Genomic DNA, 14,355 nt, shown 5'->3' on the forward strand with positions numbered 1-14,355 from the left:
TTTCAGTGATGCTGCAGCAGCTGCCCGTATCCCTCTATTCGATCCGAGATGCCCGCTAGGCGCAGAACATGCCACATCATCGCCTGATTGGAGCAGATCACCGGTTTGCCTAGGCGCTGCTCCAACCGATCAACGATCTCCAGCGATCGCAGGGCGCCGCAGCTGATGAATAGGGCATCGCTGTCCGGCGTGTCTGACTGTCCAGCAAATTCCGCCAGGTATTCCGGGCTGACCCGGATCATGTCGCTGTCCTTTTCCAGTTGTAGCCCGCGGATCCCAGTGACGTGGAACCCTGCGTTTTCAAGGTATTGGACTTCTCGGCGGTTGATTTCCTCCAGATAGGGCGTGGCCACGGCAATGCGCCTTGCGCCAATTGCCCGCAGGGCGGCAATCACCGCCGCAATCAGGCTGGTGGGCTTGGCATAGGGCGCCCCCTTGGTGAGTTCGGCGGCGACACGCTCCTCACCGATGACCAGGCTGCCGGAGGTGCAGCCGTAGCAAATCACATCCAGGCTGCCATCCGGCAAGAGCGTCGAGGCGGCGCGGGCCAGATCCCCGGCATGCCGGTTGAAGCTGTCCACCGTGATGCTGTCTTCGATCCAGGCACGAGTGAAATGCGCCCCCACCCCTTTGGGGCACAGCTGGGAAATATCGTCCTCAATGGTCTGCTCGGTGGCCAGCAGAACAAAGCCGATCTTCGCTCGGTGGTGGCGGCCTTTATCAAACAATTCTTACCTCTCTTCGCATGGTGTATGCAGCGATGTGGAAAATGAGTCCTTATTCTGCTAAAAGTCAAGTATTGACGTGATAGCTGTACACAGCTTAGCAAGCTGGACAGGCTCGGATTTCGATTCGAGCCGCGACTGAAACACGGAAAGGGAGGAAACCTACGTGGGAATCGCAACATTTATCAAAGCCGGTGCTGCCGCTGCCGGCGTCCTGGCTGCGACGCTGCCAGCAGCACAGGCAGAAGACATCATTCTGGGCCATGTGATGGACACCCAGCACATCTTCCACCAAGTCTCCGAGCGCTTCTCGGCGCGGCTGGATGAGCTGTCCGGCGGTGAGCTGAACGTCGATTATCATCCGGGCGGCGACCTGGGCGACTGGACTTCGATTGTCGAGCAGGTGTCGCAGGGCGCGGTGCAGATGACCATGTCCTGGAACCATTCGGAACTGGACCCGCGCTGGGATGTCTCGGTGCTGGGCTATGTCGCCAGCGACTGGGAAACCGGGCGCAAGGTCTACGGCCCCGGTTCGGTGATGAACGGCGTCTATGACGGCATCATGAGTGATCTGGGCATGGTGCTTTTGGGCACAATCCCCACCGATTTCACCGGATTCGTGGTGCGCAAGGGTGTCGAGGTGCCGACCAACTTCCCTGATGAGGCCGAAGGCTTCAAGATGCGGGTTCCGGGCATGCCAATGGCGATCGAACGCTACAAGGCCACAGGCTTTGCCCCCGTTCCGATGGCCTTCTCCGAGGTGCATACAGCACTGCAGACCGGCGCTATCGACGGACGCGCCTATTCACCGCCTTCTGAGGTGTTGCTGTTCAAGGATGTGGTCAGCGCCTACGTCTTCACCCGCGAGAACTTTGAACACACCTTCTGGACTGCCAACAAGCGCTGGTTCGAAGGCCTGAGCGAAGAGCAGCAGGGCTGGATCCGCACCGCCGCGGATGAGGCGGTGACCTGGGCCTGGGCAAACGCGGAAGCCGAAAGCCCCAAGTGGTTTGCCCAGATGAGAGAAGCCGGCATCGAGGTGGTCGAGCTGACACCTGAACAGCTGGACACCTACCGCCAGCAGGTGACTGCGGTGGAGCATCCCTACATGGAGCAGATCATCGGCGCCGACGTGATGGGGCAAATCAAGGCTGCCGCTGGCGGCAATTGATCCATCCCCCCCTGCGCCCGCCTCTCCCGCGGGCGCAGACCCATTTCATGCACTGACCAGGGAGGAGAGCGCATGACCAAAGATCTTCTGCATACGGACAGTCTGGACAACGTCCTGACCCCGGAACCGATCATGCCGGCTGGCAGCGATCCGTCGGCACCGGTCTACCGCGGCCTCAGCGGGTTTTATGCCATCGAGGACCGGGTGGCCCTCTTGATGCGGGTGGTGCTTTTCTCCGCCATGATCTCACTGGGCCTGCTGATGGCAGCGCAAGTGTTCATGCGTTACGTGATCTCCTCGCCCTTCCTGGGGATCGAGGAACTGGCCCCGATGCTGGCCCTGTGGATCTACTTCATCGGCATGGCCTATTGCACCCGCGAACGCGACCATATCGAAGGCGGCGTGCTGACCCTCTTGACGCAGAACCGCAAGACACTGCTGGCGGTGCGTCTGTTCGGCACCCTGTGCTGCCTGATGACGGTTGCGGTCTTTGCCTGGTTCGCCTGGGATTTCGCCGCTTACAACCTCTCTTTGAACCGCAAAAGCACCTACATGCGGCTGCCCAAGTGGATCTGGGACTTCAGCATGGTGAGCGGTTTTGCCCTGATGATCCTCTACCTGATTTTGCAAGTCTTCCTGGAAGCACGCGCGCTGATCACCGGAAAAGGCGGAGACTGACCTCATGACCGTATTCTTTATCGCCTTCCTGGCAATCATCTTTCTGCTGCTGATCGAGGTTCCGGTTGGCTTTGCCTTTGGCACCGGCGCGCTGGCCTACGGGCTGATGTCCGGCACCAATATCTCCTTCCATGCCGGGTTCGGCTATTCCCAGGTCAGCGCCTTCTCGCTGCTGGCAATCCCGCTGTTCATCCTGTCGGGCACGCTGATGGGAGCATCCGGCATCTCTGAGCGGCTGCTGAACTTCGTCAACACATTCGTTGGCCGTACCAAAGGAGGGCTGGGCGCTGTCACGGTGATTACCTGCGCCCTGTTCGGCGCAATCTCCGGCAGTGCCTCGGCAGCAATTGCCGCAATTGGCAAGATCATGGTGCCGCGGATGATCAAGGAAGGCTATCCGCCCGGCCACGCCACCGCGCTGGTGGCGGTCTCCTCGGTGCTGGCCCTGATGATCCCGCCGTCGATCCCGATGATCGTCTTTGCTATCGCAATCCGGGAAAGCGTGGCCAAAGCCTTTTTGGCCACCATGGGCCCCGGCATTCTGCTGGCGATTACCTACTGCATCCTGAACTTCATCTTCCTGCGCAAAAACACGACGATCACCGTGGCGCCGAAAATCCCCCTGACCGAGGTTGCCAAAGAAGCCACCGATACCGGCAAGAAGGCCAGCCTGGCCATTATCATGCCGGTGATCGTGCTGGGCGGGATCTATTCCGGCATCGCCACTCCGACCGAAGCAGGCGCTGTTGCGCTGATCTATACGCTGATTGTCGGGATCATCATCTACCGCTCCTTGCCGATGCAGGCCTTGTTCAATTCGACGGTTGAGGCCGCGCGGCTGACCGGTGCGATCCTGATGGTGCTGTTTTTCCTGTTTGTGATGAGCCGCGGCATGGTGCTGGCCAAGGTGCCGACGCAGTTTGCCGATCTGCTTTTGTCGATCTCGGACAACAAGATCGTCATCCTCTTGCTGATCAACCTGCTGTTGCTAATCATGGGCATGATCATTGATGACGTCTCTGGTGGGGTGCTGGCTGCGATCATCCTACTGCCGGTCACCCAGAAGATCGGACTGGACCCAATCCATTTTGCCGCTATCGTCGGAACCAACCTCGGCCTTGGCAACATCTCCCCGCCGTGCGCTCCGCTGCTCTATATGGCAGGCGGCGTCACCCGCCAACCATTGTCGGTCTACGTTGGCCCGACCATGAAGTTCCTGCTGCTGGGGCATTTTCCGATGGTCCTGATCGTGACCTTCGTGCCGCCCGTGGCCCTGTTCCTGCCGGGCCTCCTGGACTGACTTTGTACGCTCAACCCCTCATTAAGAAGGAAAACACGTCATGTTGGAAGAAGCCAAGAGACGAACACTCGACCTGCAAGACCGCATGCGCCTGGCGGGCATCCAAAAGGCCGTCTTCACCGACGAAAGCTCGATTGCCTATCTGGCCGGTTTCTGGGGCTATCTGGGGATCGAGTTCGGCCGCCCCTCGATGCTGGTCGTCGACGCCAATGATGAGCCCACCGTCATCACCCCGCTGATGGAATCCGAGATGGTGGCGGAAATGACCTGGGTCGAAAACGTCCAGACCTGGGAAGACATCGGCCAGCGCAGCTGGGGCCGCGCTCTGGCCGGCGCTCTGGGTGAAAATCCCCAGGAAATCTGGATTGAGCGCGGCTCCATTCCCGCCATCGTGCGCAACCACCTGGACGACACCTATCCCGGCGTGCCCCTGAAAGACATCTCTCCGGTGCTGGGCGCAATGCGCACCATCAAAACCCCGTTTGAAATCGGCATTATGAAGGAAGCCGGCCAGATTGCGGGCGCTATGATGGGGGCCGCCCACGACAGCCTGCGCGAAGGTGCACAGGAATATGAAAGTGCGCTGGCGGTGATCGAGGCCGGTTCGCGCAAGGCGGCCACCTTCCTGACGGACAAGGGCTGGGACCGCTTTGTCTCGCCGATGATCCACAACCTGCAGATCCTGCAAAGCGGCAAGGACGCCTCGATGGTGCACCGCCGCGCCAGTGTCAAAGCTTATGAAAAATTCGACCCGGTCTATTTCTGCTTCTGTAACATGGCGCAGTTCAAACAGTACAAGCTGGGCTTTGACCGCATGTTCCACATCGGCGATGTCACTGATCAGGCCCGCGACGTTCAGGAAGCAGCCATCGAAGCCCAGCAGGCGGCGATTGCAGTGATGCGACCTGGCGTACTGGCCGAGGACGTCGCGGCTGCCGCCAACGAGGTCTACCGCGCTCGCGGCTATGAGACCGGCTACCGCACCGGCCGCTCCATCGGTGTTGCCTATCTGGAGGCACCAGAGCTGAAGGAAGGCGACAAGACCGTGCTACAACCTGGCATGACCTTTGCGGTCGACGGCGGCATTTCGGTTGATGGCGTGACTGCAGGCCGGATCGGTGACTCCGTGGTGGTGACCGAAACCGGCACCGACTATATCACCAGCTACCCCCGCGAAATCCTGCTGAGCAAAGGCTGATCTATGACAGCGAGCCTGAACATTGTTGTGGGCCAAAGCCCTGCGGACCTTGACGGTCCGCAGGCGCGGCTGACCTGGTTGCGGGAATGTCTGTCCCAACTGGACGGCCAGCATGTGGACCTTCTGCTCCTGCCTGAATTGTTCCTGACCGGCTATAACATCGGCAGCCGGGTTACGGACCGGGCAGAGCCTGCGGACGGCCCCTCTGCCCAGGCCATCGCCGAACTTGCACGGGCGCACCGGATCGCCATTCACTACGGGTTTGCAGAACGCCAAGATGGGCAGATCTTCAATTCCGCCTCCTGCATCAGCAAGGACGGGACACTCCTGGCAACCCACCGCAAGCTACTGCTTCCGCCGGGTTTCGAAGGGGATCACTTCTGTCCAGGCATCGGCTACACGCAATTTGAACTGAACGGCTTCAATGTGGCCACGCTGATCTGCTACGACGCCGAATTTCCCGAAACCTTCCGGGCGGTTGCCCAGGCCGGGGCGGAATTGGTCCTGGTACCGACGGCCCTGGGTGCGCAATGGGGTGTTGTCGCCAACACCGTGATCCCGGCCCGCGCCTTTGAGAACGGTATCTATGTCTGCTATGCCAATTCCTGCGGCCATGAGAACGGCATGGATTTCTATGGCGGCAGCTGTGTCATTGCCCCCGACGGGCAGGAACTGGCCAGGGCCGGTGATGGAGAAGAGCTGTTGCGTGCGCAGGCCAACCTAGAGGCAGTTGCCGTGGCCCAGGCCCGGCTGCCCTATCTCGCCGACCGGCTGAATCTACCTGATGGTCCAGGCTGATCCGCAATGGAGGTTTGCTTGGCGCTTTGCCGCGACTGAGCGAGCGTGTTACTCGGTCAGAAGTTCAGCTAAACCACTTCGCAAATCTACCTGTGGCGACCAGCCTTCAAGTTCCTCTTTGCCAATCCAGTGTTTCACTCGCTCACCAGTTTTGTGAGGTCCCGCACTGAGCAGCCTCATCTGACTGGTCCAGATTGATTGTTAGTGCATCATCGGCCTCTGATCCATCGGTATTGTAGCTTCAGGTGCCGGTGGCCTGTAACCCAATGCACTGTGTGGTCTCTTTGTATTGTAATGCTTCCTCCATTCCTCGATCAGGATCTGAGCTTCACGCAAGTTATAGAATACTTCACCATTGAGCAGTTCATCCCTCATCCGTCCATTGAAGCTCTCGCAATATCCGTTTTCCCATGCACTGTCGGCAGGGCATCGCATGGCGATGTCCCGAGAGGGGTGATCCTGGTTCGATGTAGGCGGTTGCTGCTCCGACTGCAGTGATCCAGTCTCGAACAGCTTTAGCGACGAACTCCGGGCCATTGTCTGAACGTATGTACTTCGGCGCACCGCGCAGGATGAACAGGTCCGTCAGTGCGTCGATGACATCTGTCGAGTTCAGCTTGCGCTGTACCTTGATCGCTAGGCATTCACGGCTGTGTTCATCAATGATATTCAGCGTGCGAAAGACCTTGCCATCATCTGTCCGGCAATGAACGAAGTCATATGACCAGACATGGTTGCGGTATTCAGGCCGCAGCCTCACGCATGATCCATCATTCAGCCAAAGCCGACCCTTCTTCGCTTGTTTCGCCGGAACTTTAAGCCCCTCTCGTCGCCATAACCGTTCAACACGCCCATCGCTCACGGACCAGCCCGCATCTCTTAGCAAGGCGGCAATCCGACGATACCCGTATCGGCCAAACTGACGAGCCAGCTCAATCATGTCGGTAACCAACCGGTCCTCGTCTGCACGGCCTTTCGGGATATGTCGTTGCGTCGAACGATGTTGTCCCAAAACGCGACAGGCTCGGCGCTCAGAGACTTTGAACTGGTTGCGCACATGATTGATGCAGGCACGACGACGAGCGGGGCTCAGGGGCTCCGCCCGTTCGGGCCTGAATTGATCCACAGGATCAATTCCTAGACGGCCATCACTCCCTTTGCAGCTTCCTTCAGGATCAATTTGTCCAACGTCAGATCTGACACAGCCCTTCTGAGCCTGTCATTTTCCTTTTGAAGCCGCTTCAGTTCTTTCAATTGATCTACGCCCATTCCACCGTACTTCTTACGCCAGCGATAATAGGTCTGTTCAACAACACCGATCTGTCTGATCGCATCCAGACGGCGCATGCCTTGTCCCATCAACACTTCAACTTGCCGTAACTTCGAAACTATCTCTTCCGGCTTCGGTCGCTTGTTTGCCATTCTTGGTCCTCCGTTTCCTAAACATAGGGGCGGACCAGTTCAGTTGGGGAGGCTCAGGGGCAGAGTGAAAACTCTCACTCTTTTCCTCTGTCTAGATTTTTTCGGGTGAATTTTCACTATTTATGAATGGTTGCGTCAGGAATGGCCAATAGTCTGTCAATGTGACGGCAGCCTAGGGTTGCTTTTTAAGAAAGATCGTCGTGACTGTTTTTCAGGCAAGGGCAAATCAAGTCAGTTGCGAGTTCCAGCTTCCAGGTTTCCACTCAGCAACACACCAATCGAAGTGAACAGGCTTTAGCGAGCCTTTTCGACCGCAAGTAAGAGCATTCTTCCTAGTAGAGGAAAAAAAATCCCCCACGTGATGCGCTGAACCCGTAGTCTTGAGGGCCATTCTGGAAAAGGGGAGGAGTGGTAAATGCACCAGTTCTTACAGCAAAGAACAGCGGTTTTGGGCCAAGGAGGTAAACAGATGCCCATGTGTGTTTGCTAACCAAATGACTTGGCTAAGGAGTGACTAAACTCAATCAGATCAGATAAAGCTGAGGATAGCACCAATCAGGTGGCAACTGGCCGATCATTGGGGAAGAGCCTGGCACCTGCGGTCCGGGAATTCGGGACCTGGGTGGGCATGAATATGGCCAAGGGTCTTGATCTCACCTTCGCAAGCAAGACTACGTCAGAAAGCCCCTTGCTTTTAGATAGCTGGCCTCGGCGCGCTGCGCTTTGGAGGCGGGAGAAGCCTGAGTTTCTTTTTCCGGAGCCTCGAACATACGGGCAAGCAAAGCCTGGGCTCGGGGCGCGACTGCTCCGAGAGAGCGGATTTTCTGCGCCATGCGCGCGGGCTGATGATCGTTTTGCAGAACAGCAGGAAGCTGGCAGGTGGCGGTATCTTCGTTCTGCTCCTCCTCTTCTGGGGCATCACATTCCCAGGCTTCTTCCTGGTCTTCCAAGCAATTGAGGTCTTCGCCGCTCATTTGTGTTTCCTTCTTGCGTCTTGATCATCCTTTGGAGGGAGAGATCTGCAGCTTTGCCGAGGCTTCAAAGAGAGAGATGGGCAAGTTTGAAGCGAGCCCTGTGTATGGGCGGGTAAGCTGCGTGGAACCAACTTCTGCCGGATCCGATTGCCTTCCAGTATAGCTTGTATTCCGGGATGCAACTTGACGCCTAAGGAGAATAGAAGCGGAAATTTCGCGCGTCCATTATCCAAAAGGTTAGGTCATTCTTAAGATTTTATCAGCAATGCGCAGGAAATGGATTTGCAGTCCGCCCATACCGATGTTTAGTGACATGGTTGCGCAATGGAGGAAAAGGGATCCATGCTCTCGGCGACTCTGGATACGATTGTTGGGCCGCTCACGGTTGAAGAGCGCGATGGTGCGATTACCCGGCTGACCTGGACACGGTCCGAACAGGGGGAGAGCGCCTTGCTCAGCCAGGCGATAGCGCAGCTGAGGGCTTATTTTGCGGGGGAATTGCAGGTTTTTGAACTGCCGCTGCGGGTGGAAGGATCAGATTTCCAACGTGCCGTATGCGATGCAATGTTTGCCATCCCCTTTGGGGAGACGCGAACCTATGGGGAAATCGCAAAGGACCTTGCTGCACCGCCACAGCCTGTGGGCAACGCCTGTGGCGCAAATCCAATTCCGGTCATCATTCCCTGTCACCGGGTTTTGGGCGCCAATGGGTTGGGCGGTTTTTCTGGTCAGGGTGGGGTGGAAACAAAGGTGACCCTGCTCAAGCACGAAGGGGCCGCGAGTTTGCTGCTTTAGGGAGATAAAGGCGACCTTTGGCTCGCAAGCGCCGTAGGATGGCAGATTTGCCTGTGGTTTGTTCAATGCCACCTGGGAAGGTGATGGTGTCGGGCAGGCAGCGCGCGCTGCCAATCAAGCAAAGAGAGCCTGAACCTCATCATAGAGCGGGGCGGTATTGGCGCCTGAGCTTTCGCCAAGATCTACAATCAATGCCAAAATGACAGATTCCATATCAGCGTCAGAGGGCGGGGGAACTTCCGTGTCAGGAGGCGCTTTTGTCGAAAGTTCAGTTTCCGGAGTTGCACCAGTTTCTGTTGTCGGAGCGACTGCGGGATTGCTGGGAGGTTGGGCCTCAGCCACAGCTGCTTGTCTCGCCCTCCAACCCCATGCCTTAGCGTGATCTGGCGGGCCTGGCTGCTTGCCACCACTGACGGTATTGAGGGCATTGTTCAGCCCGGGTGGGCCCGAAATCGCGTCCATTGTTGTCTCCAGTTTTGCTTTGCTCAAAGCACCTACCGACAACAATTGTGTCCAATCCTGAATTAACTCTGGCTTACAACTCACCCAGAAAAGTGGTGTAGATGAGATTTAAACTTATGCGAAATTTGCAACGGGGTGCTGCCCCTAGAAAAATCTGAACCGGGGTGAGCAAAACCGGCGCCAAAATGTTTTGGCTTGGCGCGGGTCCAGGTCAGTGGTCAGCGTTTTTCGGGGAAGATTTGTTGGGCGATGCCAACAAAAAGCAGATAGACAGATGTCACGATCAGCCCCCAGTGGGCCCAGCTTTGGGGGTGAAAATCAACCCAAGCGGCCCAGCCAGCAAAAAAGGTCCAGGCGAGGGCGACTGGCAAGGAAACCTTGCGCCAGCGCTCTGTGCGGACGGGGTGGATGAACTTGAGTGGAAGAAACATGGCAATCGCCAAGAGGGTAACAAGCACCAAACTTGTCCAGTGACTGGGCTCAAGCGCAAAGATGACCAAAACCAGCATATTCCAACAGCCGGGAAATCCCGAAAAGGAGTTGTCTTTGGTCTTCATCCGTGTGTCGGCAAAATACATGGCACTGGCAAAGGTGATCACGATAATCGCAAACCAACCGGTCCAGCCCGACATCAACCCGGATTTGAAGAGAGCAAAGGCGGGTATGAACACATAGGTCAGGTAGTCGATGATCAGATCCAGTAGCACCCCATCGAACTGCGCGGCATAGCGCTTGACTTGGTAATGGCGCGCCAGCGGGCCATCCACGCCGTCCACGGCAAAGGCAACCACAAGCCAAACGAACATCAGGCTCCATTTTGCATCCACGGCGGCCAGCATTGCCAACATGGCAAAAACCGCGCCGGTAGCGGTGAGGAGGTGGACGGAGAGGGCACGGATCTGAGGTGTCATAGCCTTCTGATGACGAATTTCACCCGCGCCCGCAAGGGGTCAATGCAAGCGGAGAGAGCTCTTCGCGCTGGTCTTTGCTTCCCAGGTTCCTTCACTCGGCAAGGATTTGCCTTGGGTGAGGTAGAGCATCTCTTCGGAGAAGGGGCCAGGCTGGGTGCCAGGCGTTGGTAGGATAGCGGGGAGATCAGGGAAACGGATCTGAGCAGGGTGCGGTGCCGGGGCAGCGGGGGCTTGAAATTGCGCGAAATTCGCAAGATTCATCTCTGGTGTTCCTTTCTGGAATTCGGTCCTTCTATCGATACAGCGGGAGAATTAACCATGGCTGACCCCGCAAAAGCAAAGTGCCCCGCATTTTAATTAAAATGAGGATCTTGATGACCTCTTCTTCCTTTCTTCAGTGGGCCTACCCCTGTTGTAGGCCATCGTTTCGCTGAAAGTGTTTCTCTCCGTGCAAGTGCGAGAGGTTCAAAACCAGCTCATAGGCGAAAGAGTGTTCACCGGAATTCCTTGGGGTTGAACCGAAGGGATGAACCGGCTCTACTCTGAATCACTTTTGTTAAGCTATTTTTTCGACAGCCCAGGGGTTTTGACAGGTGAAGAACATTGTAATTTTGGTCGATGGCACCTGGAATGATGGTGGGACTGACCAGCAAGAACGCTCTTTGTTGACCAATGTTGTATGGCTGCGGGACCTGTGCTGCGACAATGAAAAACAGACGGTCTGGTATGACGAAGGTGTTGGCACCGATGGCGGTTTGGACAAATTGCTTGGGGGCGCGCTGGGCCTTGGGCTGACGCGGGGAATTTGTGCAGCCTACAGAGCGGCTTGCGAAAGATACCAACCGGGGGATCGGCTCTACTTTTTTGGCTTTAGCCGCGGCGCATACACGGTGCGAACCGCAGCCGACATGGTGGCTGCCATCGGCCTGGCAGATCTATCCAATGTGCCAGAAACAATGCGAGATACCTTTTGTCGCAAGCTTTTCGATGTCTATCGTGGCAAAACTGAGCTGAGCAAACTGGCAGCGGCAAAGTTCTTCAATGCTGAAACTGCGGCCAAAGCTGGCGGTACCACTCCGATCCATCTTGTTGGGGTTTGGGACACCGTCGGAACAGCAGGCATTCCGGACCATTATGTTCTGTTGAACAAGCTTGACAGGGTTTCCAAGCGGCACAATTGGGCCAATACAGAGCTTAGCCCGGTGGTCCTGAATGGTCGTCATGCGGTTGGAATGGATGAACAGCGTGAGAGCTTTGTCCCCGCGCTTTGGACCAATAAAGACGGCAATATCTCCAATGACGAACGGATCAAGCAGCTCTGGTTCTGCGGTGTCCATACGGATGTCGGAGGTGGCTACGAACACCGGGATCTTGGCAATATTGCCATGGGCTGGATGGCCGAGGAGGCTCAGGACCTCGGTTTGCTGCTGAAAGAAAATCCTGACCGTCCGATCCCGAAAGAGCGCGCGATGGGCGTGGTGAATGACTCTCTGCAATCGGTTTTCAAACATATGTGGACCCGCCCGCGTGGGGTACCGAATGTTCATGCGGAAGAAAATGCTGCGCTGTTTCACCCTTCGGTTCTGCGTCGTTACCAAGATCCGCAGTGTCCTTCTCGCCCAGATTGGCGTGCGGCGAAGCTGGATCCAGAAGAGACCGTCTGGCGCAGCGCCTGGGCCAAGGATCGCTGGAGCCCTCTGGGGGTCTATTGCGACCCGGAGAAAAACTATGAAATCAGCGCCGAAGGGACCTGGTACGACAAGGACCGTGCCTATGATCCAGCAGGAACCTGGTTGAACAAGTCAAAGATGCCTCTAGCGGCTGCTCTCAACATGCATGGAATACCTAATTGGATCAGCAAGCTCTCTGGTAAAACAAAGGGGGGGGGCTATCGTCGGGTCTGGGGCTCCTGGCGGGTGCCAGACTCCAAACCCTTTGTTCTGATGGGGGTCATCGCGGATGGTGTTGGGGTGACACGGCAGGGCGAAGTCACCCTGCCAGACCCACATCGACAGTTCGAAATTGGCGCCGGTGTCAGAATTGGACCTGGAACGGCGGTAGAGCTACAGCGCGGAGGCTATCTTTACTGTTTTCCAAATGATGTCTGGAGTTTTTACAAGAACAACCGGGGCCATATCACAGTTGCGATAAAACGCACATAAAGGTGCGGGGCCTGGGATGCCAAGAGCGGTGGCGCGGAGTGAGGCCAATTGCGCCCGGAAATCGCGAAAAAGGTGAGGTCAAAGATGTAAATTCAATTGATGCTTGACTGAATGGTCGTCCTACGACAAGAAAATTTGCGTGAAAAGAAGGGCGAATTTATGAAGAATCAATTTGTTGCGGCTTTGGCCATTGGCGCGATGCTTTCGGCCTGTGCGCCGGTAAAGGGCCCAGAGGAAAGCGGTGTCTCTGTTGCTTTCAAAAACGATGGCGCCAAGGAATTTGTTGCTGGTTTTCAGCCGGTCAAAGTGACGATAGAGCAAGGAACCGACAAGGAGATTGCAGGTCAGTGTAAACTGGATTCGTCCAAGTATTCTGCTTCTTTTGCGGCCCCTGCGACTGTAAATGTTCCCGCCTACAGCCAAGGCGCGGTGAACGCGACGTTGAGTTGTGATGTCGAGGGCGAAATGCACCAAGTTGCTTTCAAACCTGTGAACCTCTCCAAGCGTGCGCGCAACAATTCTTCGCTTGCGGTTGGTCTTCTTCTTTGCCCGATCTGCGGTATCGGGATGGCTGCGGGCGGTGCGGGTGAGAAAACCGGCGATATCTTTGGCTTCTTTGAGATGAAGCTCAAGCTCTAACTCTTTTTCAGGCGCCTAACCCAAAGTCCTGGCTCTGCTCTTTAGGCAGGGGCGGGACGGGCGGACCAAAACAAAGCCTCAGCACTGGTGAAACAGTGTTGAGGCTTTGCTATTCAGGCATGATCTACCTGTTGCTGCAAAAATTCTGGCGGTGTGAATTCAGCTCACATTCGGCCGGGCCTGTCGGGGCTAGAGTTCACGCCTTTGGATGGGCACGGTTATAGACGGCCATCAGGTGGGCGGTGTCGACAGCAGCATAGGCCTGCGTGGTTGAAAGCGAAGCATGGCCAAGGAGTTCCTGGATCGCGCGCAGATCGCCCCCCGCTTCCAGTAGATGGGTGGCAAAACTGTGTCGCAGAGCATGCGGGGTCGCACTTGCGGGCAGGCCAAGCTGTGCCCGGACCTTGGCCATGGTGCTTTGAATTTGTCGCGGGTTCAGCGCGCCTCCGCGCACGCCGCGAAACAAGGGCGTCTCTTTTTCAGCGCTATGAGGGCACAGCGCCAGATAGTGATCAACCGCATCACGGGCCGCATCCAGGACCGGCACCAGGCGCTCTTTGCCGCCCTTGCCCAAAATTCTGAGGCTGGCAGGCAGAGGGGCGTCACCGCCCTTTAAACCCAATGCTTCGGAGATACGCAGCCCGCAGCCATAGAGCAGTGTTACAACCGCCAGATCGCGAGCGCCTATCCAATCGGTTTCAGATTGCTGTTCAACCCTTTCCAGCACGGCTTTTGCGGCTTCTTCCGCCAGGGGGCGCGGCAGTTTCTTTTGGAATTTTGGCGCCCGCGCTGCCAAAACTGCAGTGGGCTCAAAACCCTCGCGCTCTGCCAGCCAACGATAAAAGCTCTTAACGGCTGAAAGTCGTCGCGCCAGGGAGCGGGGACCGGTTCCGCTGCCGCGTTCCTGTGCCATCCAGGCGCGCATATCTGCGGTCTTGATGTCTGCCAGCGCCTTCAACCCCTGTGGGCTGCCCCGGTGCAGGGTCATAAATCCCAGGAAAGAGGTCAGGTCGCCTTGATAGGCCGTGATCGTATTTTCGGAAGCGCCTGATAGCGCAGTCAGACCCAGTAGCCAGTTTTCCAGCGCATCGCGGCAAGCGGGGGAGATCAGGAGCCCGGC

Annotated in this window: 13 protein-coding genes and 1 pseudogene; 8 read left to right on the top strand and 6 right to left on the bottom strand. The window is 56.9% G+C overall.

The window, feature by feature from the left end; all coding sequences use genetic code 11:
* Positions 1-2 precede the first annotated feature (2 nt).
* Positions 3-728, bottom strand: coding sequence for a maleate cis-trans isomerase family protein (locus tag RSK20926_RS01790; RefSeq protein ID WP_008204029.1), 726 nt, complete (start codon positions 726-728; stop codon positions 3-5).
* A gap of 163 nt (positions 729-891) precedes the next feature.
* Here RSK20926_RS01790 and dctP point away from each other — a divergent pair, with 163 nt between their 5' ends.
* From dctP to RSK20926_RS01815, 5 genes are all read left to right on the top strand, one after another.
* Entirely contained in the window at positions 892-1,896 is a 1,005-nt protein-coding gene (dctP, locus tag RSK20926_RS01795) for a TRAP transporter substrate-binding protein DctP (RefSeq protein ID WP_008204030.1), read from the top strand.
* Between the two features lie 72 nt (positions 1,897-1,968).
* A complete protein-coding gene (locus RSK20926_RS01800; RefSeq protein WP_008204031.1) occupies positions 1,969-2,574 on the top strand; it encodes a TRAP transporter small permease in 606 nt (201 codons plus the stop codon).
* 4 nt (positions 2,575-2,578) lie between these two features.
* On the top strand, positions 2,579-3,874 hold the full coding sequence (locus RSK20926_RS01805; protein ID WP_008204032.1) for a TRAP transporter large permease: 1,296 nt from the start codon (positions 2,579-2,581) through the stop codon (positions 3,872-3,874).
* Between the two features lie 40 nt (positions 3,875-3,914).
* Positions 3,915-5,072 (top strand): M24 family metallopeptidase, encoded by a 1,158-nt coding sequence (locus RSK20926_RS01810; protein ID WP_008204033.1) that lies wholly within the window; start codon positions 3,915-3,917, stop codon positions 5,070-5,072.
* 3 nt (positions 5,073-5,075) lie between these two features.
* Positions 5,076-5,870 (top strand): carbon-nitrogen hydrolase family protein, encoded by a 795-nt coding sequence (locus tag RSK20926_RS01815; RefSeq protein ID WP_008204034.1) that lies wholly within the window; start codon positions 5,076-5,078, stop codon positions 5,868-5,870.
* Positions 5,871-6,071: 201 nt separating this feature from the next.
* On the opposite strand, the pseudogene RSK20926_RS22325 reads toward RSK20926_RS01815, so the two are convergent.
* Both RSK20926_RS22325 and RSK20926_RS01830 read right to left on the bottom strand, forming a co-directional pair.
* Positions 6,072-7,292, bottom strand: a pseudogene (locus RSK20926_RS22325) (IS3 family transposase).
* A 671-nt stretch (positions 7,293-7,963) separates the two neighbouring features.
* Positions 7,964-8,266 (bottom strand): hypothetical protein, encoded by a 303-nt coding sequence (locus RSK20926_RS01830; RefSeq protein ID WP_008204039.1) that lies wholly within the window; start codon positions 8,264-8,266, stop codon positions 7,964-7,966.
* 342 nt (positions 8,267-8,608) lie between these two features.
* Here RSK20926_RS01830 and RSK20926_RS01835 point away from each other — a divergent pair, with 342 nt between their 5' ends.
* Positions 8,609-9,061, top strand: a complete 453-nt coding sequence (locus RSK20926_RS01835; RefSeq protein ID WP_037253286.1) for a methylated-DNA--[protein]-cysteine S-methyltransferase — start codon at positions 8,609-8,611, stop codon at positions 9,059-9,061.
* A 114-nt stretch (positions 9,062-9,175) separates the two neighbouring features.
* On the opposite strand, the gene RSK20926_RS01840 is transcribed toward RSK20926_RS01835, so the two are convergent.
* Complete coding sequence (locus tag RSK20926_RS01840; protein ID WP_008204041.1) at positions 9,176-9,523, bottom strand: hypothetical protein; 348 nt, start codon at positions 9,521-9,523, stop codon at positions 9,176-9,178.
* A gap of 218 nt (positions 9,524-9,741) precedes the next feature.
* The gene (locus RSK20926_RS01845) at positions 9,742-10,434 is read right to left on the bottom strand and encodes a CDP-alcohol phosphatidyltransferase family protein (protein ID WP_008204042.1); all 693 of its coding nucleotides are present in this window, start codon (positions 10,432-10,434) and stop codon (positions 9,742-9,744) included.
* A gap of 593 nt (positions 10,435-11,027) precedes the next feature.
* Here RSK20926_RS01845 and RSK20926_RS01855 point away from each other — a divergent pair.
* Complete coding sequence (locus RSK20926_RS01855) at positions 11,028-12,596, top strand: DUF2235 domain-containing protein (protein ID WP_008204044.1); 1,569 nt, start codon at positions 11,028-11,030, stop codon at positions 12,594-12,596.
* A gap of 159 nt (positions 12,597-12,755) precedes the next feature.
* Positions 12,756-13,235 carry a hypothetical protein gene (locus RSK20926_RS01860; protein WP_157133011.1) on the top strand — a complete coding sequence of 160 codons (480 nt, stop codon included), beginning with the start codon at positions 12,756-12,758 and terminating at the stop codon, positions 13,233-13,235.
* Between the two features lie 196 nt (positions 13,236-13,431).
* Here RSK20926_RS01860 and RSK20926_RS01865 read toward each other — a convergent pair whose 3' ends face one another.
* Positions 13,432-14,346, bottom strand: a complete 915-nt coding sequence (locus RSK20926_RS01865; protein ID WP_037253510.1) for a tyrosine recombinase XerC — start codon at positions 14,344-14,346, stop codon at positions 13,432-13,434.
* Positions 14,347-14,355: the final 9 nt, after the last annotated feature.

This window comes from Roseobacter sp. SK209-2-6 (assembly GCF_000169455.1).
Classification (GTDB): Bacteria; Pseudomonadota; Alphaproteobacteria; order Rhodobacterales; family Rhodobacteraceae; genus Pseudophaeobacter.